General features: G+C 39.8%; 21 protein-coding genes. 14 read left to right on the plus strand and 7 right to left on the minus strand.

All coding sequences use genetic code 11. The features are described 5' to 3' along the window. Positions 1–9: 9 nt before the first annotated feature. Together EHS11_RS08420 and EHS11_RS08425 are read right to left on the minus strand one after the other, a co-directional pair. Positions 10–984, minus strand: a complete 975-nt coding sequence (locus EHS11_RS08420; RefSeq protein WP_246047698.1) for a hypothetical protein — start codon at positions 982–984, stop codon at positions 10–12. 6 nt (positions 985–990) lie between these two features. Continuing rightward, entirely contained in the window at positions 991–1,455 is a 465-nt protein-coding gene (locus EHS11_RS08425; protein WP_135763922.1) for a hypothetical protein, read from the minus strand. Positions 1,456–1,603: 148 nt separating this feature from the next. Between EHS11_RS08425 and EHS11_RS08430 the strand changes: the two genes are divergently transcribed. After that, complete coding sequence (locus EHS11_RS08430; RefSeq protein WP_135763923.1) at positions 1,604–1,957, plus strand: VOC family protein; 354 nt, start codon at positions 1,604–1,606, stop codon at positions 1,955–1,957. A gap of 44 nt (positions 1,958–2,001) precedes the next feature. Next, positions 2,002–3,486, plus strand: coding sequence for a hypothetical protein (locus EHS11_RS08435; protein ID WP_135763924.1), 1,485 nt, complete (start codon positions 2,002–2,004; stop codon positions 3,484–3,486). On the opposite strand, the gene EHS11_RS08440 is transcribed toward EHS11_RS08435, so the two are convergent. Further along, positions 3,483–4,175 carry an LIC10067 family putative lipoprotein gene (locus EHS11_RS08440; protein WP_167884385.1) on the minus strand — a complete coding sequence of 231 codons (693 nt, stop codon included), beginning with the start codon at positions 4,173–4,175 and terminating at the stop codon, positions 3,483–3,485. The two genes, EHS11_RS08435 and EHS11_RS08440, sit on opposite strands and share 4 nt — an antisense overlap. A 72-nt stretch (positions 4,176–4,247) precedes the next feature. Here EHS11_RS08440 and EHS11_RS08445 point away from each other — a divergent pair, with 72 nt between their 5' ends. After that, positions 4,248–5,021: an enoyl-CoA hydratase-related protein gene (locus tag EHS11_RS08445; RefSeq protein ID WP_135763925.1), complete on the plus strand. Its 774-nt coding sequence runs from the start codon at positions 4,248–4,250 to the stop codon at positions 5,019–5,021. Between the two features lie 3 nt (positions 5,022–5,024). Further along, a complete protein-coding gene (dcd, locus tag EHS11_RS08450; RefSeq protein WP_135763926.1) occupies positions 5,025–5,549 on the plus strand; it encodes a dCTP deaminase in 525 nt (174 codons plus the stop codon). 39 nt (positions 5,550–5,588) lie between these two features. Here the strand turns inward: dcd and EHS11_RS08455 are convergent, their stop codons facing one another. The 3 genes from EHS11_RS08455 to mpl36 form a co-directional block, all read right to left on the minus strand. Continuing rightward, positions 5,589–6,113: a DUF2147 domain-containing protein gene (locus tag EHS11_RS08455; RefSeq protein WP_135763927.1), complete on the minus strand. Its 525-nt coding sequence runs from the start codon at positions 6,111–6,113 to the stop codon at positions 5,589–5,591. 187 nt (positions 6,114–6,300) lie between these two features. Continuing rightward, positions 6,301–9,528 (minus strand): SpoIIE family protein phosphatase, encoded by a 3,228-nt coding sequence (locus tag EHS11_RS08460; RefSeq protein WP_135763928.1) that lies wholly within the window; start codon positions 9,526–9,528, stop codon positions 6,301–6,303. A 146-nt stretch (positions 9,529–9,674) separates the two neighbouring features. Further along, entirely contained in the window at positions 9,675–10,580 is a 906-nt protein-coding gene (gene mpl36 / locus EHS11_RS08465) for an RlpA family plasminogen-binding lipoprotein MPL36 (protein ID WP_135763929.1), read from the minus strand. A gap of 108 nt (positions 10,581–10,688) precedes the next feature. On the opposite strand from mpl36, the gene EHS11_RS08470 reads away from it, so the two are divergent. From EHS11_RS08470 to EHS11_RS08480, 3 genes are all read left to right on the plus strand, one after another. Next, entirely contained in the window at positions 10,689–11,585 is an 897-nt protein-coding gene (locus EHS11_RS08470) for a tetratricopeptide repeat protein (RefSeq protein WP_135763930.1), read from the plus strand. Positions 11,586–11,594: 9 nt separating this feature from the next. Then, positions 11,595–12,509 carry a tetratricopeptide repeat protein gene (locus EHS11_RS08475; protein WP_246047700.1) on the plus strand — a complete coding sequence of 305 codons (915 nt, stop codon included), beginning with the start codon at positions 11,595–11,597 and terminating at the stop codon, positions 12,507–12,509. A gap of 191 nt (positions 12,510–12,700) precedes the next feature. Continuing rightward, positions 12,701–13,885 (plus strand): Fic family protein, encoded by a 1,185-nt coding sequence (locus EHS11_RS08480; protein WP_425460563.1) that lies wholly within the window; start codon positions 12,701–12,703, stop codon positions 13,883–13,885. 44 nt (positions 13,886–13,929) lie between these two features. On the opposite strand, the gene folP is transcribed toward EHS11_RS08480, so the two are convergent. Continuing rightward, positions 13,930–14,739 carry a dihydropteroate synthase gene (folP, locus tag EHS11_RS08485; protein WP_135763932.1) on the minus strand — a complete coding sequence of 270 codons (810 nt, stop codon included), beginning with the start codon at positions 14,737–14,739 and terminating at the stop codon, positions 13,930–13,932. 97 nt (positions 14,740–14,836) lie between these two features. Here folP and EHS11_RS08490 point away from each other — a divergent pair, with 97 nt between their 5' ends. The 7 genes from EHS11_RS08490 to EHS11_RS08520 form a co-directional block, all read left to right on the plus strand. Then, on the plus strand, positions 14,837–16,855 hold the full coding sequence (locus tag EHS11_RS08490) for an OmpA family protein (protein WP_135763933.1): 2,019 nt from the start codon (positions 14,837–14,839) through the stop codon (positions 16,853–16,855). Position 16,856: 1 nt separating this feature from the next. Then, on the plus strand, positions 16,857–17,984 hold the full coding sequence (locus EHS11_RS08495) for a DUF1577 domain-containing protein (RefSeq protein WP_135763934.1): 1,128 nt from the start codon (positions 16,857–16,859) through the stop codon (positions 17,982–17,984). A 31-nt stretch (positions 17,985–18,015) separates the two neighbouring features. Continuing rightward, positions 18,016–19,326, plus strand: coding sequence for a histidine--tRNA ligase (gene hisS, locus EHS11_RS08500; RefSeq protein ID WP_135763935.1), 1,311 nt, complete (start codon positions 18,016–18,018; stop codon positions 19,324–19,326). Then, entirely contained in the window at positions 19,326–19,850 is a 525-nt protein-coding gene (locus tag EHS11_RS08505; RefSeq protein ID WP_135763936.1) for a phosphatase PAP2 family protein, read from the plus strand. The genes hisS and EHS11_RS08505 overlap by 1 nt, the downstream gene beginning before the upstream one ends. A gap of 18 nt (positions 19,851–19,868) precedes the next feature. Beyond that, complete coding sequence (locus EHS11_RS08510; protein ID WP_135763937.1) at positions 19,869–20,768, plus strand: lysophospholipid acyltransferase family protein; 900 nt, start codon at positions 19,869–19,871, stop codon at positions 20,766–20,768. Next, positions 20,769–21,695, plus strand: coding sequence for a CPBP family intramembrane glutamic endopeptidase (locus EHS11_RS08515; protein WP_135763938.1), 927 nt, complete (start codon positions 20,769–20,771; stop codon positions 21,693–21,695). Between the two features lie 332 nt (positions 21,696–22,027). Further along, positions 22,028–22,440 (plus strand): IS4/Tn5 family transposase DNA-binding protein (locus tag EHS11_RS08520; protein ID WP_135763939.1); only part of this gene is annotated, 413 nt, incomplete at its 3' end.

A 22,440-nucleotide genomic window follows, 5' to 3' on the forward strand; every position in this document is an offset into this window, starting at 1 on the left:
CGATTATCATTACCTGATGATTTCGATTTTTAAGGCTTTCAGAATATCCAGATTTCCTTTTTCCAGAAAGGACAAAACCAAATCTTTTTGAGAGGCAGATAACATCTGTCTCTCTTGCAATTGGTTGAGTATTTCATTTGCAGAACCCAGTTCCAATCCGTTTAATTCCGAATAAATGTACTGAATGTTCAGATCGATTCTATTTTTGCTGATGTAGTCAATCAGTCTTTCACTAAGATCCAAGATCTGTTCCTGTCTTCTGATCAGAATTTCCATCGTGGATAAAACGATAGAGATCTCCATATCGTCTGCAAACAAAGCAAGCATATGATCGTAGATTTTGGGAGATTGAATCGGCAATTCGTAGATAGCATCACCTAATGCCCGATAAAGAATTTTCTCTTCTTCAGGAGAAAAGCCTGTATAATCTCTTATATCGGATACGATGATGGAAGGAAGGATTACTAAAAATTGACAGGCGAGTTCAGGTTCATTAGATTCACGAACCAAATAAACAATTACATTGCATATCTTTTGAAAATTCAAATAAGTCCAATAACGATAACTTTTGACTTTAAATATATTTTTGTCGCGTTTTTCCTTATTCATACTCTCCCGAATGGCAAGGAAAGTATAATAATCCGTTCTAAACAGATTTGCAAGCGTTTTGGCTGAAAAAGACTCTATGATTTCTTTTACAACTTGGGGCTCGCTGATATAAAGAAAATAAGAGACTAACTCTTGATTCTGTTGTGATTCGGAAAGAAACTCTTCCAGAATTTTATAATGTGCTTGGTAAAAGGCGGAAATTCCGACATTGAATGTTACTTTGTTTTCCGAAAAGAAAACTAACTTCTCTTTTGCGAGACAATTTGTTTCTCTCCGGCCAAGCAAAGTATTTCCGCCGTAAATCTGTTTGCAGTTATTTGGACAGGCTTCATGAACGGATCTATCCAAAAAACACTTTCTTATATTTGAATCCATGAACAATTAGGGCAACATTTCTCCACAAGCTCTCATTTCAGGTGCATAAGGATTTTGAACTAATTTGCCTTTTGCGACCCAGTACTTTTCCACCATTGGACAATAAAACTGATTAAAATTTTCCAATGCCGGAATCGCTTTTTTTATATCGGTAAGAACCAGTGCAATTTGAGAGAGATTTTCGAAAGAGGCATCCAAATCTTTGGGATTTTTAGGAAAATTTCCTTCTATTTTCGACTTCCATTCCAGCAAACGAGGGTGAGTTGAACTTGCCAGAGAATCCAAAGCGGATTTGAATTCAACCAAAGAAAGAGATGGGGAATCTAATAACAATCCCTCATGCAATTTTTGATTTGCTTCGAATAATTTCGAAACAAGAGAGATATCTTTCTCTGAATATGGCACTTCGGCAGGCTTACATTGACCAAGGAAGAAAATGCTCACGAGTGTGAGAGAAATAAAAAGCTTCATATTTTAATACATTCCAAATTGGGGATAATCTCGGATTCAAATTTTTAACTAAAACAAGGTTAGTTAGAGTTTTCCACTTGCTTTTTTGTCGACAAAGCCAGTTTTTCAAGCATGATGACAGAAAAGTCAATCAAGGTTAAGAAATAGTATGATCATCGTAGAAGGCATCGGCCATGTCAACATTCCAGTTACCCAGCTAGACGCTTCCATTGAGTTCTACCGGGAAATTTTCGATTTCGAAGTCGAGACCAAAAAAGACGCTGAGGCCATTCTTTCCTTGGATTCTTTTAAAATTAGACTGGTTAAATCCACCATCGCCCCGGATCAAACTCTGGCAGCACTTAGCTTTGTAATGGATGTGGATGATTTCACTGAGGCGATCACAGAATTGGAAGAAAAGAACGTAAAAATCGTTCGTGGTCCAGAAGGTACCGATTCAGGAGAAAGCTTAACTTTTGCCGACCCCAACCAAAATTTAATCGAGATTTACTACGAAAACTAATTGAGTTGATTTTGTTCGTTATTTAACATAACGTTCCTCTTGGTATGCCAGCCGTCCAAGAGGAAGAAAGAGAACTTCTCCAAATTCAAGATTTTCGAAAAGGATACATCTACTTCCTTTCCAGCTTGCAAAGCCTTTCCGGCGCCTTCCTTCAATTCCTGACTTCCGGGAATATTTCGGAAGGAAATAAAAGGGACTTGCTCCCTCTTCGAAAGCTCTTGGACTCAGAGCTGAACAAAAGCCAAAAAAAGATCAAAGACATCATCATCAACTTGGATGAGAAACACCTGTATCCTTATATGAAAAAGGAATACAATCGTTATTTCCCCGCAGGACTTGCGGATGAAGCCCGGAATGAATTCGTTCAATTTCATATTATATTCGAAATGCTTCGGAATTTTTATATCGAATCCAAGGTAAGCTGGGAAGAAATCAAAAAGGCAATTGAGTCTGCCAATTTTCATGAAAACGAATTTAGAAATGACTCGCTTCTCGGATTCAGAGTCATTCCTGCGTTGGATCGATTGGTTTCTTTATCTATTTTTTTGAAACGTATGTCTCATGTTCTTCAAATTGAAAAACCGGAAACCATCTGGGAGCCCAGGGCCACCAAACCGAAGTTTAAGGAGAATGTAACTTATCGTTTGTCTTCTGTCTTTTCGGAAAGTCTATATCAGACTGAGTTCCAGGAAGTGATGACACATTCTCCTTTTCCGGAAGAACCTTTGGAGAAAAAACAATCTCCACCTGAAACCAAATCCCAAGAAATTCCGGAATCGAAAAAAACGACTCCGAGAAAAGAATCCATAGTCAATTACATACAAGCATATGGAAAGTATTCCTGGAATTCGGACCAGCATTACTTTTTTCGTTTTGAAACGGATAAGTACAAGGAAGAAAAAGATTATTTCAAACAAACGATTAGTATGGACTTGCATATGGGAGCGGATGAACAAATTTTACGTTCCGAATTGATTCGCTCCCTAACGAGCCTGGAAAGAAAATCCAAATCGGCGGAAGAGTTGGAAAAAGATTATCTTAATTTTTTAGATCGTTTTTTCGATTTTTGTGAAAACATAATCATGATGAATATCAATATTCCCAGCCAATTGAAATGGGTATTTTTATTTCATATCGGACCTTCCCATTTTTATATGATTGCAAAGAAATTTTTAACGGAAGTAAATACCGGGTTTTTGCATCTTCGATCGTTAGATGGTAAAAAAGTTTCCAGGGTTATCCCTACAGAAGTAGTTAAAAAAAACGTAATCGATTATTGGAACCGGGTTGTACTGCCGAATGTGGGAGAAGAAAAGAACAATCTTGCCATATTGAAAAGGTTAAGCGAAGTCGTTGAAAATTGTTACAAAGAAGTTTCCGCACATACCATCCAATGTTACGAAGATCTGCCGTCAGAGATCAAAGCCTCCAAGCCAAGGGTTCAACTATTCAGGGAATATATGAATCAATGGATGGGTGCGGCAAACATCATTGTATTCAAACGGTTTGTAAAAAATAAATCTTTTTAGATGGAGATTCCACAGGTTGCAGAACCCGCAGTTAAATAAAACTGAGTGGAGATATTTGCAGGAATGGCAACTGTCGGATCTTTTTGAAGTACATAATCCGTTGCTTGGCAACTTCTACTAAATACCCTTAAAGTGACGATACTGTCGCAACCAATGGTAATGGAAGCGCCTCCGGTAATCACATTGGAACGAAATGCTTTTGTTTGGATTCCGTCAAAACTGATATTTTGGCTCTGGCCTTGTTTGATTTCGATTTCGTCGCCATACTGTTTGTTCGTCACCGCATAACAATCTATAAAAAAATCGGTTCCAATGCAATTGGTTCCTGTTTTTAAACCGGGCAAGCAGGAGCCGCCTGATTTGGAAACAGTGACAACTCCTGAGTAGGTGCCATCGGGAACGCTCACATAAAGTTCTGTTCCTAAATTGGCCGAGATAGTTGCTTGGGTTTCATTGAATCTAACCACGGCATCCAGGCCGAAATTTTCCCCTTTGATCACCACTTCCGTGGCAGGGTAGACTGCATTGAGATTGTTTTGGGTGGGAGTTCCGATTTGCGGGGTAACGGTAAAAATGGACGGAGGACTCGCAAGAGCGGCCAACAAGGGGTCCACGCTGGATTTTGCCTGGCACTGGAAAAGCGAAGCAAAAGCAATTACCTGAAAAACGGAAAAGTAAAGTTTCTTCATTCCCATAACCCCTTCCATTATCGGAATTCATTGCATGATTTCATTTCTATTTTTTCCTAGGATAAAAATTCCATGAGCTTTTCTACACTTACGATTACACCCGACGGGATTGCCATTTTACAATTAAATCGCCCTGAGTCTAAGAATGCACTTTCTGTGGCTCTACTGGATTCCATTTGGAGCCAGATGAAAGAGATCAGGAACAGTTCCGCAAGGGTTGTGCTGGTCAAAGGTTCGGGTGATTCCTTTTCAGCAGGCGCTGATTTAAAAGAAAGAATTACTATGTCTCCTACGGCAGTGAAACAATTTCTAAACGATATTAGGGATTGTTTTTTAGAATTGGAAAATCTGCCTCAGCCTACGATCGCATGTATCAATGGGTTTGCATTTGGAGGAGGTCTGGAACTTGCCCTTTCCTGCGACATTCGTTATGCGGGAGAATCCGCCGTTGTCGGTCTTACAGAAACCAAACTGGGAATCATTCCTGGTGCCGGCGGAACCCAAAGATTGACCAAACTTTTGGGTAAGTCTACCGCCTTGGAATGGATCACTCGGGCAAAAAGAATCAGTGCTTCCGAAGGATTGAGAAAGGGTTTGTATCAGGAAATTTTTCCGGATTCCGAATTGGACAAATCCTGTTTTGACATTGCATTGGATATTGCAGAATCCGCGCCTATTGCAGTGAGAGCCGCCAAAAAAGCAGTAAACGGTGCGCTTGTTTATGAAGGCAAATCCGCTTTGGATTGGGAAAGACTCTGTTATGCGGAAACTTTACCCACCAAGGATAGAGTGGAAGCTTTACTTGCATTTAAAGAAAAAAGAAAACCGAAATTTATTGGAGAATGATCTGTGATTTTAACCGGACGCGAAATATTAAAAAAACTGGGAACTGATATAAAAATCGAACCATACAATCCCGATTTGCTTAACCCGAATTCATATAACCTTTGTTTGGACAAAGACTTGTTGGTTTATTCCTCATTTCCTTTGGACATGAAAAAACCTAACCCTGTGGAAAAACTGACCATTCCCGAAGAAGGATTACTTTTGGAACCGGGGAAGTTGTACTTAGGTAGAACGATTGAATATACGGAAACTCATAACTTGGTTCCCATGTTGGAAGGAAGATCTTCCATCGGAAGGTTGGGGATGTTTGTTCATATCACCGCTGGGTTCGGCGACGTGGGATTCAAAGGTTTTTGGACTTTGGAAATCCAAGTGATCCATCCTTTGCGGGTGTATTCCGGAGTTCAGATTTGCCAGATTTTTTATCATACTGTTGCAGGTGAGATTGAAGAATATAAATCGGGAAAATACCAAGGCAACCAGGGGATTCAGCCTTCTTTATTGTATAAGGATTTTGAGAAGAAGTAAAAAAAGAAAGGGGGCGAAAACCCCCTAATATATATTAAGTTATTTTTTCTTTTTGTCTACGCAATCCCATCTAGGGTCGTCCAAATTCACACCGGAAAGTCTGGTCCAAGTATTTGTTTTTCCGATAAATGTAAGGGAACAAAGTGTACCTTTGAGATCCAGTTTTTGGCCGCCTTCCAACACGGTGAATTTACCGCAGTAGGTTTTACCGTCACGTGGGTTGTAAATTTTTCCGTTCTTATATAGACCTTCTCCTTCATAATTGAATCCGGAAATAAATTGCATTCCTAAGTTAGGGCGGGTGCGAAGTTTCGGATCTTCATTGTTGTGATCCAGATAAGGAGTGCCGGGAACACCTTTGTCTTTGTCTTTTTCGGGATAAGCATTGTCTTTGATACAAATTGTCTTTCCGCAGTACTTGTCACCACATTTGAAAATTTCGATTACCGCGTCTTTTTCCGGTGGAATATATTTGCCAAGAGCAGCATCAGCTTCTTGTGCAGAAATAGAAGCGGTGATTCCGATGGATACTAAACCAATACATAGGGCATGTCTGTAATTCATAATCATCCTTATTCTTATAGAGAATTAATTCCCATATTTTATAAAAAAGCCAAAAAGATGGCAAGCTTTGTTTTTATTATGATTAATATATAAACCGAATCGTAATAAAAAATGAAGAGAAGTAGTGGAGACGGGATTGGGTTTTGAAAATCCCCGGGAAAGTTCCCGAGGATTTAAGAGTGAGGGTTTAGTTTAAGCTAGTTGCTTTGTCCAAAAGTTTTGTCAGTTTAACAACGTTCTTGTTGTCAGGATCAATCCCTTGCGCACGTGTCACATATGTTAGTGCACGATCTACATTCCCCATCAACCGACTCACATCCGCAAGATTGATCAGATTTTGAAAATTTTCAGGATCCAATTTCAAAGCTTCTTGTGCTGCTTTCAAAGCTCCTTCATAATTTCCTAATTTTTTTTCAGACATTGCAAGATAGTACCAATATTCGGAAACAGTTTCATTTTCTCTTAGGAACTCTGTCAGTACTTTCGCCGCGACATCGTAGTCTTTGCCTTTGTAACTAACGAGTCCCAAAAACTTGTTCAGCTTTTGATTGGAGGAATCCGAAAGAAAGGCTTTTTTCATTACACTGATAGCACGTTCAATCTCTCCATTTTGGTAGAAATTTTTGCCTTCTTCAAATGCACCTGAAGTGGTAAGCGTCTTGTCCCAATCTTCCGATTGTGGTTCAAAGTATTCGTCAACCGGAGCATCCATAATGGAGTTGTCATCGTTTTGTCTGGCGATTCCCGCTTTATCATCTTTGAATATGATACTCATCATGGAAATATCATCTGTAATTTCCCCTGATTCTTTGATAAGGGCTTCTACTTTGTAAATATCTCCGTTTGCTTGTTCTATGTATTTTAAAACTTGGAATTCATCTTCATTGATCGTACGAACGTCTTCGTCAGGAGTAAGATCGATATCGTCACGTCCGTCCGAACCGATGATCAGGTTGTCACCGGCTAACAATTGGAAGGTTTGAACTTCGAAAGGATACTCAGAATCCAAACCTAGTTTTCTTAATTTTAATTCGGTTTCGATAAAGCTGGCTTTTCCGTCTCTGTAAAGAATGCTGAAAGGATGTTCCGCATTGAAATACCAGATTTTTCCGGTTTCATCGTCAATGAGCATTACAGTTGCAGAGATTACCATTGTTCCGCTGAAGGATTTGAATACGGAATTCACCTCTTCATAAACATCAGTTAGCCATTCTTCGGGAGTTCTGTTTAAGATACGTTTGTTTCCCGCTGACCTTGCGATGATAGAGTTCATAACGACTCCCATAACAAGCGATCCGCCGGCACCCTGCATCGACTTGCCCATGGCATCACCGTTCATCACCATTGTAAAACGTCTGAAGTCATCCGGTTTTCCCAGCTTTAGATTACCTGTGATACAAATATCTCCCCCCAAGTCTCCCGTTTTGTTCCTAAATTCGAAGGTTTTCTTTTGGTGAACAAAGAAATCGGATTTGATATTGGTAGATTTGTTTGCGTTGAAGAAAAGCGGTTTTGCCAAAAGGGAAGTAAGGAAATAGTCCCCGTCCTGCTGAACTTTCAATTTATGGATCTCATCCATTTTTTCCTGGAGTTCTTTGGTTCTTTCTTTTACTTTTGCTTCCAGGTTTTCCGCATAATCCTGGAGTTCTCTTCTTGCATCACGGATAGATGTCACCATTCCGTTGAAGGATTCTGCGAGGTATCCGATCTCATCATTTACCTGAATGGGGATTTCTACTTCTAGATTTCCCTGGTTTACTTTTTCCACACCGGAAAGCAAACTGTATAATGGGTTAACAAGTGTTGCACGGAAGAAAAGAGGGAAAATAACGAGCAATACAACAAGAACAATTGCAAGAATGACTAACTCCAATCTTGCGGACTTGTGCATGTAAGCACGGTAATCTTTGTAGTAATATCCTACTTCATAATTGATTTTTTTCTTCGCATCATAGGCGATATAGGCCACATAATGAGAGAGTCCGTCCAAGTCCTGGCGGTAATGGCGTGTTAAGTCAGGTTTGAAATAACGGAAGTATTTCAAAAATTCAAGTTTCAGATCTTTTCCTGAAATTTCTTTTCCGTCCCATTGGCAATTGTCTATATGTTTTAAAATAGAGTCACGGAACGTATCCACATTCTTTACTTTTTGAATATAAGAAGTTCCTTCTTCACAGAAATTAGAAGCATTAATATCTGTTAGTTTATTGGTATTGATAAAAGTTCTTTTGTTGAGCTTTTCGACCAGTAAATTGACAGATTCTTTCAACTCTTGGTTGTCCAAAGAAACATTTTCTTCCAAGTGGGCGAGGATTGAATTTTTATAACCTTCAAAATAAGAAGGAGCTTTGTTTAAAATCCCAATCAAAGCTTTGCGATAACCTGTAGAATCCAAACTTGCAATTTCTTTATAAAGATAAGTATTGTACAAGTCGGCTTGGACCAAAGGTAAATCCAAACTCATTGATTCCGGGTAATGTTTTTTTCTGAGGCTCTGGGAGGCGACGTCGTATTCCAAAATAAATACAATGTCTTTTGCTTGTTCCCCTCCTTCCAGAGCGCGCAATGTTTTTTGAATTGTTGCGTTATCGTAAGCAGCTTCTTTTTCCTGGTCTACCAAGTAACTGAAAGTCTGCATGACCAGAAGCATGGTAACAAAAGAGATCCCCACGATTTTAACCATGAAAGTGGTACGTTCATTGCTCGTATTGATGAACACAATTGTAATGGAAAAGAATGCCAAAGTGAAAAGTAACACGAGAGCTGTCAGATAAGTTGATCTTTCCATAGCTCCGTCACGGCTCATAACATTCGTTACGTTAGGAACGATCGCGGCAATCAATCCCGCAAGTACCATTGCCAAAAGCGCTTTTCTTTTGCCTTTTTCCATTTTATAAAGGCGATACCCCGGAAGAAAAACGAAAGTAATAAAGGAAAATCCTACAATGAATATCCCTAGGATTTTACTTGCGCCTTCCGCGTTAAAGTCCCAATGATGTGCGGTGAAGTGGTATTTCTTTTCGCTGATGAATGTTTGATAGAAAAACCAAAGAACTACGATACTTGCCACAGCGTACATAATGTACAGAAACATATCCGCCATTTTCTTATCCGCATCATTCGGAAACCGAAAGAAAAACTGCCCGAAGTGTACGATACCGAAAAGAATCAGTCCCCCCGTCAACCAGCGATGGTAAGCTGCAATAGGATGGTAGTAAAATGCAGCGACAAAGTAACCCAACTGAAATAAAGAGAGGTAAACGCAGGCAAGGCCTAACTGTTTTGTGGCGGGAGTTTTGTCTCTTAAGGTGAGAAAGAAGGTCGCTAAAATGCCTGTCAGGACGGTGACTATGAGACTTCCGAAGGTATAGTAGTTGGTTAATACGTGTTCAGTGGAGAAAATATTTTCAGTCATAATGGGGGACTTCTATAAGTGGGGGATATCCTGCAAAATCGTAACAAAATTACATCGTAAAGCAATACATTTTCAATAGAAAAGACATTTGGGTGCAGTGCACCAAAATGTCTTGGTTGGATTCTAGGGATAGGATGTTTCTTCGATTACTTATTAGGAATAAAGCAATCAATCCCATCGTATTTTAAACGTGTTTTGAGAGACTCCGCCTTAGTTCGATCGGAAAAATCTCCTACTTGGACCACGTATTTGCCCTCTCGCGGATAAACAAAAACCGACTGCTTATAATCCGTTTTTAAAGTTTCCTTATATTTGAGAGCTCTTTCCTGTTCGTTGAACACACCGACTTGCACCGTATAACCTTTTGGGTTTTGTGAAGAAGCGGGTGGTTTGGAAGTCAGATTTCCAGGTTTCACGGGAGTCAATTTTTCCGGTTTGGCGGGAACATCATCTAAAAGTTCCGTATCATCCAAATCGGCACCGTCCAGATCTTCGCTCACCGATTCTCCTTTTTTGAGAACTCGGATTCCTACTTTGGTAATCCCTTTGTCTTTGAATTCTAGAAGCTCTGCCGTTTTTTCGGAAACATCTACGATTCTTTCATCTACAAAGGGCCCTCGGTCATTGATGCGAACGACAGCTTCTTTATTATTTTCTAAATTTTGAATCTTGACCAGAGAACCGATGGGCAACGTTCTGTGTGCTCCCGTCAGTTTCATTCGATCGAAAGGTTCTCCACTTGCAGTCGGTCTTCCCTGGAACTTTTGACCATACCAGGAAGAGAGTCCTACTTCATCAAAACTCCCCGAAGCATTTGCTTTTTTCTCAGGCAATGCCAAACCTTCTCCCGTAGATTTAGGTTTAGAATCTAAATCATCCAGGATGGATTTGGTGACGGCTTCGTCTGAGGAAGCTGTGGATCTATTTTTCTGCGATCTTTCGAAAAATATATCTTCCGGATCGCCGGAAGCACTGTAATTTCTTCGTGTGGCTTCTGTGGAAGAACACGAAATAAGGCATAATACTACTGAAAAGAATATCAGTTTTTGCATAACTATCCCCTTCTTTTGGAATCTATAGAAAGTTTCGGAGAGTTTTTCGATTCTCCTTTACATTTTTCTTTGCTGGTAATGGTTTTTCTGATTCGATAAGATTCTATAATGGGCGCCGAAGGATTACAATCTTGGTTCAATGATGCGGTTCGACTGGAAAAATCAGGTCAGTCGGCGGAAGCGAAACGTTTGTATGAAAAAATCATTCAGGAAGATTCCGCTTATTATCTCGCCTATCAAAATTTAGGCGTGATTTATGTGAAAGAGAATGATCATGTGCGGGCGACTCAGTTTTTTTCCCAAGCGGTTAAAATCCATCCCGATTTCAAAAATTGTTACAATATCGCCGTTTCCTTCTTTCGTTTGAAAGAATTGGAAAAATCAATTCACTTCTTAAAACAGGCGTTAAAGTTTGAAAAGAAGTTCGTTTTGGCGCATCTATTACTAGCACAGATTTATCAAATCAATGAAAATGATGAAAAGACGGAAGTGTATCTTACCAATGTGGTGAAGATTGATCCGAACCACAAAACGGCATTAGGAGGGCTGGCTATGTTCTATTACGAAAGGAATCGTTATCCGGAAAGTTTGAAAATGTTGGAAAGGTATCTTTTGCTTTATCCGGGCAATTCGCAGTTGAGACTGATCCAATCTGATATTTTGGCGAAACAGGGAAATTACAAAGCCTCTGCCACTCTTCTCACGGAGATAGCAACACATGATTCCGGATTTGTTTCTTTTAACCAAACCTTGGAAAAGGCATGGGGAGAAGAAGATGCTTTGGCAAAGGAAAGTTTGCATCGAATTCAAGGGAACGCTAAGAAGAAACTAAAGGAATTCAAAACCAAATTGGAACTTTCCCGCGAAAACCCGGAAGAATTTTTACCTCCTGACCCCCAGGAAGCTATGGATTTGAGTTTGCTTTATCTATTTAACGGAAATCCGGAAAAAGCGATGCAGTATTTGGTATTTGCTCAAAAGATGAAGGAAAATACAGAAACTTAAGGTTTGTTTTTGAAAAATACCCTTCTTCTTTTCGTTCTATTCAGTTCCAGTTTTTGTTCTTACTCCGTCCGAAACCAGGAGGCTTTGGAATCGGATCAGAAGTTTATAAAACTGAGTGAAACGGATCCTGCTTTCCGCTGCAATCAGGAGTCTCTCCATTATGCTAGAAAAGGCGATCTGAACCGGGCGGAGCTGGCTTGGGACGGTTGCGCAAAAGAATTTTTTCAGAGCTACCAAATCCACCTAAATAGGCTTAGGTTTTATTATGTTTTGGAAGAATACGAAATTATTAAGAGAAAAATCGAATCGGATTCCCCTGCCAGGAATTCTCCGGTTTATACAAAAATAGTACAAGAGTTATACGATACTTTGCGTTGGGAAGAAAGGGTCATTGTCCTCGATGCTCTTTCCCGGGTCAGAGGTTGGGAATTGTATTCTTATGAAGAATTGGCAAATTATTATCTCCATCAGGGAAATTTTCCCTTCGCCGAATCCTATTACAACCAAGTATTGGAAATCAATCCGTTCCATGAAGACGCACTTTTCGGGATGACGGAAATTCAAACTCATAATGAGAAATGGTATTCCGTTTTGGATTATGGAAAGTCTTTGGTAGTCGCTGCTAAAAAAAATAAAGATTTTCATTATTTTTTACTGAAAGCCAATTATGAATTGGGGCGTTATGCGGAAGGGCTTAAATGGGTTGAGAATGCCTCGGACAAAGAAAAATCGCAAATCTCGTTTTTAGAAGTTTGGCGGGATTTGCTTCTGCTTTCCAAAGATAAACCCAATTGGAATCCTCTTCTTCCTTATTACCGAAAAGCGGTCGCAGAAGGTTATGCGGTTCCGGAATCCGTTTTTTTTCCTACTTTGGATGCTTCGGGACGGGAAGCGAGAAAAGCAATTCGAACGGGAAGAGAATAGTGGACAAAGATTCGAGCATTGGCGTGATTTTAGGCTACAAATTATCTGTGTTATCGTTTTGTATTGTAAGGACTTACCTCGCGTGCCATTTGTACTTAACAACTGACAAGTGGTCTTGTGACATAATCAGCATCGTTCTTTATGACAAAAACATTGACAAATAGTATGTGATATTTGACGATAAATTTGTCATGCCGCGTTCTGATTCCCATAGATTCATTTCATTTAGAAAAACGTGGTCAATCAATGATGATGCTTGGTTTAAATTAGGGCAGAGCAAGTCGTTAATCAAAGCGATCTCCAGCACACCGTTGATGCCGTCGTACCGGTCAAAAATCTATTCAGTAAATTTGATTAAAGGCGCTCTTGCAACGACGGCAATTGAAGGAAATACTTTATCGGAAGAAGAGATAGCATTGATTCATCAAGGGAGATCTTTGTCAGCATCGAAACAATATATGGAAATCGAAGTAAGGAATGTTTTAACAGCGCTGAATACACTTCGAGACAGGATTGTCATAGATTGTAATACGCAACTTTTAAACCAAAATCTAATCAAAGAGTTTCATCAATTAATAGGATCAGGTCTAGGAACAAACTTTGCCGCGATTCCTGGTGAGTTTCGTCGACACAATGTTACTGTAGGTCATGTCTATAGGGCACCTGATTATGGTGAAATAGAAAGTTTAATAAATTCATTTTGTGAATGGAGCAAGACCGAATTTCATTATGAAAGAGGACAAACATTTTCGACAGCAATTATTCAAGCTATCGTTTCCCATGTCTATATCGCATGGATACATCCTTTTGGAGATGGTAACGGTCGAACAGCTCGCTTGCTTGAATTTTATCTTTTGTTAAGGGCAGGAGTTCCTGATATTGCTGCTCATATACTATCGAATTTTTATAATGCGACTAGGAGTGAATACTATCGACAGTTAGCTGAAACTTCGAAAAATGGAGGTGATCTAACACAATTTATTAATTACGCCTTGCAAGGTTTTAAGGATGGTCTACAAGAAGTATTTAATATTGTAAACCAGAGCCAAATAGAACAGGCTTGGAAAAATTACGTAAATGAAGTTTTTCACACTAGTGTTTACTCCGGAAAATCCGACCCAGTAAATAAAAGACGCTTATCCTTGATACTTTCCATGGAACTTGAAAATGAATATACTCTTGAAGAAATTTCCGAAACGAACGATGCCATCAGACTTCATTATGTAGGCAAGTCAAAACGAACCCTACAAAGGGATATAGAGTCCTTACTTGATATGAAGCTGATTTCCAAAACAGAGAATGATCGTTTTAAAGCAAATTCTCAAATTCTAACGGGAACATTGCCTGCCTCCGTAAAAGGTAGAGATATTATATGATTTTCAAAAGTTACTCTCATAATCGGTTTTGAGTGGTCAGGTGTTCATCTTTCCAACATCCCCCAAATCTTTTTTGCCTGAGTCAGTTTCAAAACGTCATGAGTTCGGATCAGGGGCACTTTCTTTTGGAGTAAATAGATCTCAGTAGTAAGAGTAGGCATTTCCCTTTCCTTCGGAGGTAAACCGCCTAACACGTTTCCTAAAAAGGATTTTCGGGAAACGCCTAACATCAATCGGGGAAACTCGGATAAAATTTGGTCGATGTTACGAAGCACCGTGAAGGACAGTTCGGGATCTTCTCCCAGGAAAAATCCCATCCCGGGATCAAAATAGATCCGTTCTTCTGCAATTCCCCAGGAAGTAAGTTCGGATTTTCGGTCCCGAAAGAAATTCAGTATAGTAGGTACCACATTTTCAGGTGTGAGTTCTGATTTTTCCTTCGCAATACCAAGAGTATGCGAGTGCATCACTATGAGTTTTGTTTCACTTCGCGCAAGGAAAACATCCCGTAAGATGGGTTTTGCATCCGGGTGAGTGAATCCTGTGATGTCGTTCAGTATCTGAGTGCCTGCTTCCAAAGCCTTGGCCTGTACATTCGGACGGAAACTGTCTACGCTAGTGGGCACTCCCAATGAGACAAAATGGCGAAGTGTAGGTTCGATCCTTTCCCATTCGGATTCTTCTGAAACGAGAGCGGATTTTACATTGGAAGATTGTCCGGAAATATCCAAATAATCGGCTCCGTCATTTCGCAATTTCTGCCCTTGTTTGATGGCTGATCCTGGATCTAAGAATTGGCCCCCATCCGAAAAGGAATCGGTTGTTATATTGAGAATTCCGAAGATTTGACTCATTGGATTCATTTCAAATGCTAAGGCGGAAGGTGACAAATCCTTCTTTTTTACCTTGGCAGAAATTTCCCTTAAACCGATAGAATGAAGGAAGAGCCAAATGAAACGATACTTTTTTCTATTACCCCTTTTTGGTCTCGCTCTCTGGGCCCAACCTCTCCCGAAAGTGAAAGATGTTCGCTTTAATCAACCTCTGAATACTCAAAATGTGGAATACAATCCCATTATCTCCCCTTCGGGAAAGTATTTGGTGTTTCAATCCAATCGTCCCGGTGGGGAAGGCGGTATGGACATTTGGATTTCTGAAAATAAAAGTTTTCCGGACCGGATGAAATACCCGGAATGGGACGCACCTAAAAATTTTCGTGAATTGAATACTCCGAATTTTGAAGGAATGTTTTCGATACTTTTCGATGAAGACGAAAAACCGTACGAACTGTACTTTACTTCCGTAAGAAATAAAGATGCAAACGACCCTAAAAAAAATAGGGAAGGATACGACGGATTAAATATATATTATACAAAAATCAATCATAGAACCGGACTTTGGTCGGCCCCCGTCGCTTTAAACGAAATCAATTCCAGTTTCGAAGACAAAATGCCTGCGATATCACCTGATGGTTGTTCAATGATATTTTCTTCCAACCGTCCGGGAGGTAGAGGCGGTTACGATCTTTGGATTTCCAAAAGAAATCCCTTAACCGTTCCTGAAATAAAACAACCAAACTTGGATAAGCCGAGTCTTTTTTGCAGGGATGGAATTTGGCAAAAACCTATTGCTTTGGGTGATGTTATCAATTCCAAGGATGATGAAATCAGTCCTTCCTACCATTGGGATGGAAATCGGATTTATTTTAGTTCCAATAGGGAAGATAAAAATAAAAAATTCAGTTTTTATTTTTCAGAAATGAATTTGGAAACAGCGTTGTTTCAAAAACCGGAAATTCTAGGTTCTCCTTTTAACACCAAACAAGGTTTAAGTGCGGATTCCACCGGTTATCCTTTCGATACTCCTGCGGATTATTCCACTTATAGTTTATGGGAAGAAAGTGATAATGAAGGGATTTCCGTCACTCATGATGATCTTTGGTTTTATTTTTCTTCCAACCGTCCGGGAGGAGAAGGTCAATTTGATATTTATCGTACGCAAGTACCGGAAGATCTGAGAAGGTCTTATGAATTTTTATTTCGTGGTTTGGTTCTGGACGGATCGGAAGCAATCATGATCGGTTTGGATGCCACTTTAAAAATTTATGATGAAACCAAGCCGATTCAAATCATTACTTCCAAACGGATCGGAGGAGATTTGAGCAGTGAAGATTTGGAAAATTTCAGAACGGTTTTAAAAACAGGCAAACTTTATCGGGTGGAAGTTTCCTCGCCGGGATTTCATCCACAAGAACTACTGATTGATCTACGCGGGAATGTGGGGAAAAATAAAGAACAATACTCTCGTATCGTTTTACAACCGATTCGTCCTGTAAAAGACGATCGCCCGAATAAAACCATCCAAGGAATTCGTTTTGTCGTAAAAGATAGAAAAACAGATCTGGTGATTCCCAATGCGGAAATTATTTACTTTGATGATTTGACCCGAAAGGGTAAGGTGATTATTTCCAAAGATAATACTTTCCATTTGGAAAAAGAACCTACGTATGCATTTGAAATTTTAGCAAAGGCAAAAGGTTATAAAGAAGAGACCTTCTTATATCCTGACACAGTGATCAAAGATATGGTAGGCAAAGAGACGGTATTGTATCTTAGAAATTTAAGCGATTTTGACGAACTGTACAATACCGTGATTTATTTTCCATTTAACGAACGATCGTTGCGTGTTGAAGATAAGAAAAGACTGGATTTGTTTGCGGATTATCTGATTCAGCATAAAAATGAAAAAGTGGAAATCGGCGGGCATACGGATAATGTGGGAAAACGGGAATATAATATCACTTTGAGTGAAGACAGAGCAAATTCGGTTTATCAATATCTTCGTGACAAAGGCGTAGCCAAAGAGAAAATGAAGATACAAGCATATTATTATTCGCAACCTATTTCTGATAATGAGACAGAAGAAGGCCGGGCTAGAAACAGACGGGTAAATTTCAAAAAAATAGACTGATATGATTAGTATCCCAAAGACACATTACAAAACCGAAAGGGAATGGGCTCCCATGGAAGAGTCTCTTAACATTCAAGATCTGTACAAGCAGATGATGAATGCGGAAGGACTTTACCTGAAAGGTTACGATACTCAAATCAGAGTGCGTTTTAAGGGAGAACGTCCGGACGGTTCGCATATTTTTGAAATGGAAGCGACACCGGATTTTCCGACCGAACGTTTTACCGTTTATACTACTCCTTCTTTCCAAGTGGAAGTGGACTATCAGATCTTAAGTCAAAAAGACAATCTCTTATTGGGTAAGTTGATTGAAAAAAGACAATCCTTTGCCGTTCGACAGGACCCAAGAAATGAAAAGGTATACGGAAGCGTTTTAGCTTCTAATTTTCTAGTAGCAAAAACCGATATAGATTTTTCTAAATTAACGGGCGTTAGTTCTCAAGTCATTCTTACCGATATCCATAGAAATCTATTGAAGGATTACCCTCAGTCCAAGGTCGTTTTTATCTCTTCTTCCGGAGCGAATGATGAAGTAGAATTGATGCAATTGTATAAAAAGCCTCTCTATTTGATCAATACGCAAGTCATGGAATCGGCTCCTCTCCCGGAAGTTTACGATCCGAAGGAAGGCTTCGAAGAAGATTTTTTATTGGATGATAAGATTGCAGAATACAAAAGAAAAAAAATGAGCTCTTTTCTATATTACCCTATCTTTATCAAAATGAACGATCTGCATTTTTTTGCATATCTTACTTTGGAGTATGAAAAGTCCCCGATTCCCATTGCAGTTTTCGAGCTATTTAAAGAAGTTGAAATCACCTTCCAAGAGAGAATCATGGATTCAAACACGCATATATTGAATTTGAAACAAAATGTTTTGAATGTATCCAAAGGCGGAGTTGCTATCGAAGTGAGAGATCCCGAGATTATCAGATCCCTGATGATCAAACCTTCGATGACTATCGATATCAATTTTAAGATGCAGGCACCCATTCGTATGGCAATGGAGCTTCGACATATGGAAGAGATTCATGACTTCTATGTTGTAGGCACCCGCATCATAGGATTGAGTGGTGGCGATAAACGCGGCAAAGAAATTTACGAGAGTTTGATCGAATTTTTTCGCTAAACAAACATTATATTAAAGGCAAAGTCCTGATTTGAAAGAACAAAAATTAACCACTGCGAATTACAAAGGCACTCGGGATTTTTTTCCCGAAGATATGAGATTGCGCAACTATCTGTTTTCCGTAATGAAACAGGTTGCTGTTTCCTACGGATACGAAGAATACGACGGCCCCATGATCGAATCCTTGGATCTTTACCGTGCCAAAACAGGTGAAGAAATCGTAGGCAAACAGATATATAATTTTATTGATAAAGGTGGCCGTGAGGTTGCCATACGTCCCGAGATGACTCCAACTGTCGCTCGTATGGTGGCAAGCAAACTCAGGGATTTGCCAAGACCGATTCGCTGGTTTTCCATTCCTAATCTTTGGAGATATGAGCAACCTGGACATGGACGCTTAAGAGAACACTGGCAGCTCAATGTGGATATGTTCGGAGTGAATCATTTCCGAGCTGAGCTTGAAATTTTTTCTTTAGCTTGTGACATTCTATTTGCTTTCGGCGCTTCCAGAAATTCCTTTCGGGTCAAAGTATCTCATCGTTCTCTTCTGGATGAATTTTTCAAATCAGGATTGAAATTAAAACCGGAACAGGGACAGGAAGTTTCCAAGATCCTGGATAAAAAGAATAAAATCACCGGGGACGAATACGTTGCACTTGTTTCGAAAACCATTCCCGAAGATGCTACTGCCGTATCAAAGATTGATCAGTTCCTCGCGGCAACTGTGGAAAATATCCAAACCATTCCGGGTCTGACCGGCGAAACAATCCAAAAGATTAACGATCTGTTCTCGGGGTTGAAGGATCTGGGACTGTCAGATATAGTCGACTTTGATCCGTCCGTAGTACGTGGGTTTGACTATTATACCGGATTTATATTTGAAATTTTTGATACAAGTCCAAAAAACAAGCGTTCGTTATACGGTGGCGGCCGTTATGATAACTTGATCGGACTTTTTTCCAATGAAGAGCTTTCCGGAATCGGTTTCGGACTGGGTGATGTCACTTTGCAAAACTTTTTGGAAACACACGGACTATTGCCGAATTTATCCAACGCAAATACGGTTTATATCCCTCTCTTGGATGATACTTCTTTTTTCGCCGCTCAGACTTTGGCGAAACAGTTCAGAGCTGCAAGTGTTGCCGTTGATCTTTCCTTGCAAAGCCAGAAGATGGGAAAACAACTTTCTTATGCTGAAAAAAAAGGGTATCGATGGATTCTGATTCTAGGTGAAGAAGAAACCAAAAATCAAACAGTAACTTTAAAGGATATGGTTCATCGATCCCAGGAAGAACTTAAATGGGACGATGCTTTACAAAAAGTTCGAACTGAACTGTCCTAATGAATTTTATATCCGTCATTGATCAAAAGTTTTCGATTTGGATAAAGACATATCTGCATAGCCAAAGATTGAGTTGGGTACTGTCTAGAATCAATAAAGGAGAGATGTTTGCGTTGATTCTCGTGCCTTTGATGTTTATTAGCCCTTTGTACAAACCGGTTTATATCTCCCTTCCTGTCGTTTTGATTTTTACTTACGGAACGGATCGGTTGGTTTTATCTTTAAAAAAATACTTTTCCCGCAAACGGCCCTTAGTCAGTGTAATGGGCAAAAATGATTCCAACCCAGACATGAAACATTCTTTTCCTTCGGCACATAGCGCCAATTCTGCGGTAGTCGCAACCATTCTTGTATTCGGTTTCGGGGAAACAGTTTGGTTTTATTTTTTCAGCGTATTTGCCGGTGTGGGAAGGTTGTTGACACTTCATCATTTTTTAAGCGATATCGTAGGCGGTTGGATCATCGGTTTTTTGATTGGACTCTTGGGCGTCGGCGCGTTAGTATTTTTACGATTGTATCTTTAATAGAAGGGGAGGGAAGAGATGAAAAAAATCACTCATCTATTGTCATTCTGTCTTGTTTATATTTTTTATTTTCCGTTTAAGATCCTACCTTACAAGATTTGTTTGTCTTACGGTGTTTTTCTCACAAAGCTGATTTTTCCTCTGGCAAAAAAGCACAGAAAAATCGCAGCCGAAAATTTAAAATTCGCCTTCCCGGAAAAATCGGAAGAAGAGATTCAGATTTTAATTAAAAAACATTTCAGGCATTTAGGTCATCTGTTGGCTCATACTCTTTGGGCACCTCGCATGACAAAGGAATGGTTGAACAAATATTTGGTTTTGGATGAAGAGAGTCTAAGGATCGAAGAAGAGACCAAAAAACAAGGAGTAGGTGTTGTGCTGATTTCAGGTCACCTCGGAACCTGGGAAGTCTTGGTTCAGTTTTTGGGAATTCGAATGAAAGGCGGAGGGATTTATAAAAAAATCCGTAACCCTTTTGTGGACTGGCTGCTGCGAAAGATGCGATCTAAAAACGGAATCGTTCTTGTCCCTGTGGAAGAGTCTACGCAGGTTATCAAGATGTTGAAACAAGGGTATTGGGTGGGATTCGGTTCCGACCAGAACGCAGGGAATGCAGGAATCTTTGTGCCTTTTTTGAACCGTCAGGCTTCGACTTTTGTAGGTCCGGCTCTTATGGCTTATCTCACTGGTGCCAAGATGTTATACTATTCAGTGTTATCCGGTGAAGACGGAAAGGTAATCGTTCGGGTGAAAGATCTGGGCTTTGTAGACAAAAAGAAATTTCCTACTAAAGACGAGGTGCTTCGCCATTACACCGAACTTTGGACTCATACCCTGGAAGGAGAAGTGAAACTTTTTCAGGAACAGTATTTTTGGGTGCATCGCAGGTGGAGAACTCAACCGAAAGTCGATGTATAGATGAAAGAAAAACTTTCTACTTTACTCGAACCGTTTCGTATCTACAAAAAGGAAAATCCCGATTATCCTTTCATTCTATTTACTTATTTTATCATCGCCTTATCGATAACGGCCGAATATACTTTCGAAATCGGTAACACCTATCCTGTATTAGGTGTTACTCTAAACTATTCCATTCCTTTTTTTTTACTAATCCTTCTTCATTCGTTCCGAAATAAAAGTTTTTGGATTTTCGGATCGTCTCGATTTTGGACGATTTTTTTCTGTATCATCACTGCACTTGTGATCAGCGAAAATGTAAAGATCATCACGATATTGATTAGAGACACCGTTGCCGTAGAGAATCGATACGCAGCATATAAATTTGCGATACAACTTAAGATCTGGATCTTTTACGGAATACCACCATTGATTTGTTATGCGGTATTGCGTTTTCTAAAAAAAAATTCGAGAGAGCTGGAGGATTTGGAAAGGAAGGCGGAGATTCCCATCACTTCTTATTTGCTTTTGCTCGGACCTATGGTAATCGTTGTATTCTTGGCCGCCTTGGGGGAAGACTTTCAAAATTATTATCCTAGGGCGCCCAGGGATCAGCCTATGATCGGTTTTCAAACTTCTTTGCCGATCATACTTATATTCGAAATCTTTTATGCCCTTGCGTTTGTTGCCACCGAATGGTTTTTTCGTGGTTTTGTGATCCGAATCCTACATCCTTTCTTCGGAAAAAATGCAGTGTTACTGATGACGGTTCTTTATGTAGCGATCCATTTTGAAAAACCAATCTTGGAAACGATCAGCTCTTCGGTCGGCGGATTTACATTGGGAATTTATTCTTATTATACAGGTAAGATCCGAGGCGGTGTGCTCATCCATGTAGGGATCGCACTTGCTATGGAGATCATACCAGTTTTATTACGTATAACATAAGTTAATTTATTTTTCGGAATTAGGCGACCTCCCGATCCTTTGGATCGGGACCGGGCTACTACGGGCTCGCGGATTCCCGCTCGGTCGCTCCTGCGACCAGGCCCTTCGTATCCCTGGTCGGGGGAATCATCTAAAATGATGATAGGATCGGGTATTTTCCGGAGAATAAAGGTAAAAAGGCGAACTTATTCTTAGAAAATTTTTAGAGTCGAACACTTCGCTTTACAAAGAGAAGGTGGTGTGGTAAATGGAGCGCATTGGGTGGCGGGTGGAAACCATCCCGTTACCCATAAAGTTCTTGTACGTGGTATAGCATTTAGTGATCTGTTGTTATGGAAAACGAGCAAGAGAAACGACTGAAGGCATTCCAGGCAGGTGATGTCAGTTGGTATGAAGAGGAATTTTTGGATTTGTATCTAGGCGACAAACGTCTGGGTAAGCGATTGGGTATGATTCTGGATTCAAAGATGAAAAACCCGCAAAGTTCTATCCCGACTTCGATGAACTCCTGGGCAAAGACAAAAGGCGCGTATCGTTTTTTCTCAAATGAAAAAGCTGAACCTCAATTGATTTTAGATTCTCATCGAAGTGCAACGGTGGGACGTTTTGAGGACAGACAAATCATCCTGGCACCTCAAGATACCACAGACATCTCATTTCAGAATGGTAACGATATAGAGGGACTTGGATACATAAATGATTCAAAGCATGTAAAAGGTTTTTTCTATCATCCTACTTTGGCAGT

Origin of the sequence: Leptospira ilyithenensis (assembly GCF_004771005.1) — a bacterium.
In the GTDB taxonomy this organism is placed as follows: Bacteria; Spirochaetota; Leptospiria; order Leptospirales; family Leptospiraceae; genus Leptospira_A; species Leptospira_A ilyithenensis.

Excerpts from the sequence above, each read along its gene's own strand:
- EHS11_RS08435 (WP_135763924.1), top strand. The coding sequence starts at position 2,002 with ATGCCAGCCGTCCAAGAGGAAGAAAGAGAACTTCTCCAAATTCAAGAT.
- EHS11_RS08510 (WP_135763937.1), top strand. The coding sequence starts at position 19,869 with ATGAAAAAAATCACTCATCTATTGTCATTCTGTCTTGTTTATATTTTT.
- EHS11_RS08445 (WP_135763925.1), top strand. The coding sequence starts at position 4,248 with ATGAGCTTTTCTACACTTACGATTACACCCGACGGGATTGCCATTTTA.
- EHS11_RS08470 (WP_135763930.1), top strand. The coding sequence starts at position 10,689 with ATGGGCGCCGAAGGATTACAATCTTGGTTCAATGATGCGGTTCGACTG.
- folP (WP_135763932.1), bottom strand. The coding sequence starts at position 14,739 with ATGAGTCAAATCTTCGGAATTCTCAATATAACAACCGATTCCTTTTCG.
- EHS11_RS08480 (WP_425460563.1), top strand. The coding sequence starts at position 12,701 with ATGCCGCGTTCTGATTCCCATAGATTCATTTCATTTAGAAAAACGTGG.
- EHS11_RS08425 (WP_135763922.1), bottom strand. The coding sequence starts at position 1,455 with ATGAAGCTTTTTATTTCTCTCACACTCGTGAGCATTTTCTTCCTTGGT.
- EHS11_RS08420 (WP_246047698.1), bottom strand. The coding sequence starts at position 984 with ATGGATTCAAATATAAGAAAGTGTTTTTTGGATAGATCCGTTCATGAA.
- EHS11_RS08455 (WP_135763927.1), bottom strand. The coding sequence starts at position 6,113 with ATGAATTACAGACATGCCCTATGTATTGGTTTAGTATCCATCGGAATC.
- EHS11_RS08505 (WP_135763936.1), top strand. The coding sequence starts at position 19,326 with ATGAATTTTATATCCGTCATTGATCAAAAGTTTTCGATTTGGATAAAG.
- EHS11_RS08490 (WP_135763933.1), top strand. The coding sequence starts at position 14,837 with ATGAAACGATACTTTTTTCTATTACCCCTTTTTGGTCTCGCTCTCTGG.
- EHS11_RS08430 (WP_135763923.1), top strand. The coding sequence starts at position 1,604 with ATGATCATCGTAGAAGGCATCGGCCATGTCAACATTCCAGTTACCCAG.
- EHS11_RS08460 (WP_135763928.1), bottom strand. The coding sequence starts at position 9,528 with ATGACTGAAAATATTTTCTCCACTGAACACGTATTAACCAACTACTAT.
- EHS11_RS08515 (WP_135763938.1), top strand. The coding sequence starts at position 20,769 with ATGAAAGAAAAACTTTCTACTTTACTCGAACCGTTTCGTATCTACAAA.
- EHS11_RS08495 (WP_135763934.1), top strand. The coding sequence starts at position 16,857 with ATGATTAGTATCCCAAAGACACATTACAAAACCGAAAGGGAATGGGCT.
- mpl36 (WP_135763929.1), bottom strand. The coding sequence starts at position 10,580 with ATGCAAAAACTGATATTCTTTTCAGTAGTATTATGCCTTATTTCGTGT.
- EHS11_RS08440 (WP_167884385.1), bottom strand. The coding sequence starts at position 4,175 with ATGAAGAAACTTTACTTTTCCGTTTTTCAGGTAATTGCTTTTGCTTCG.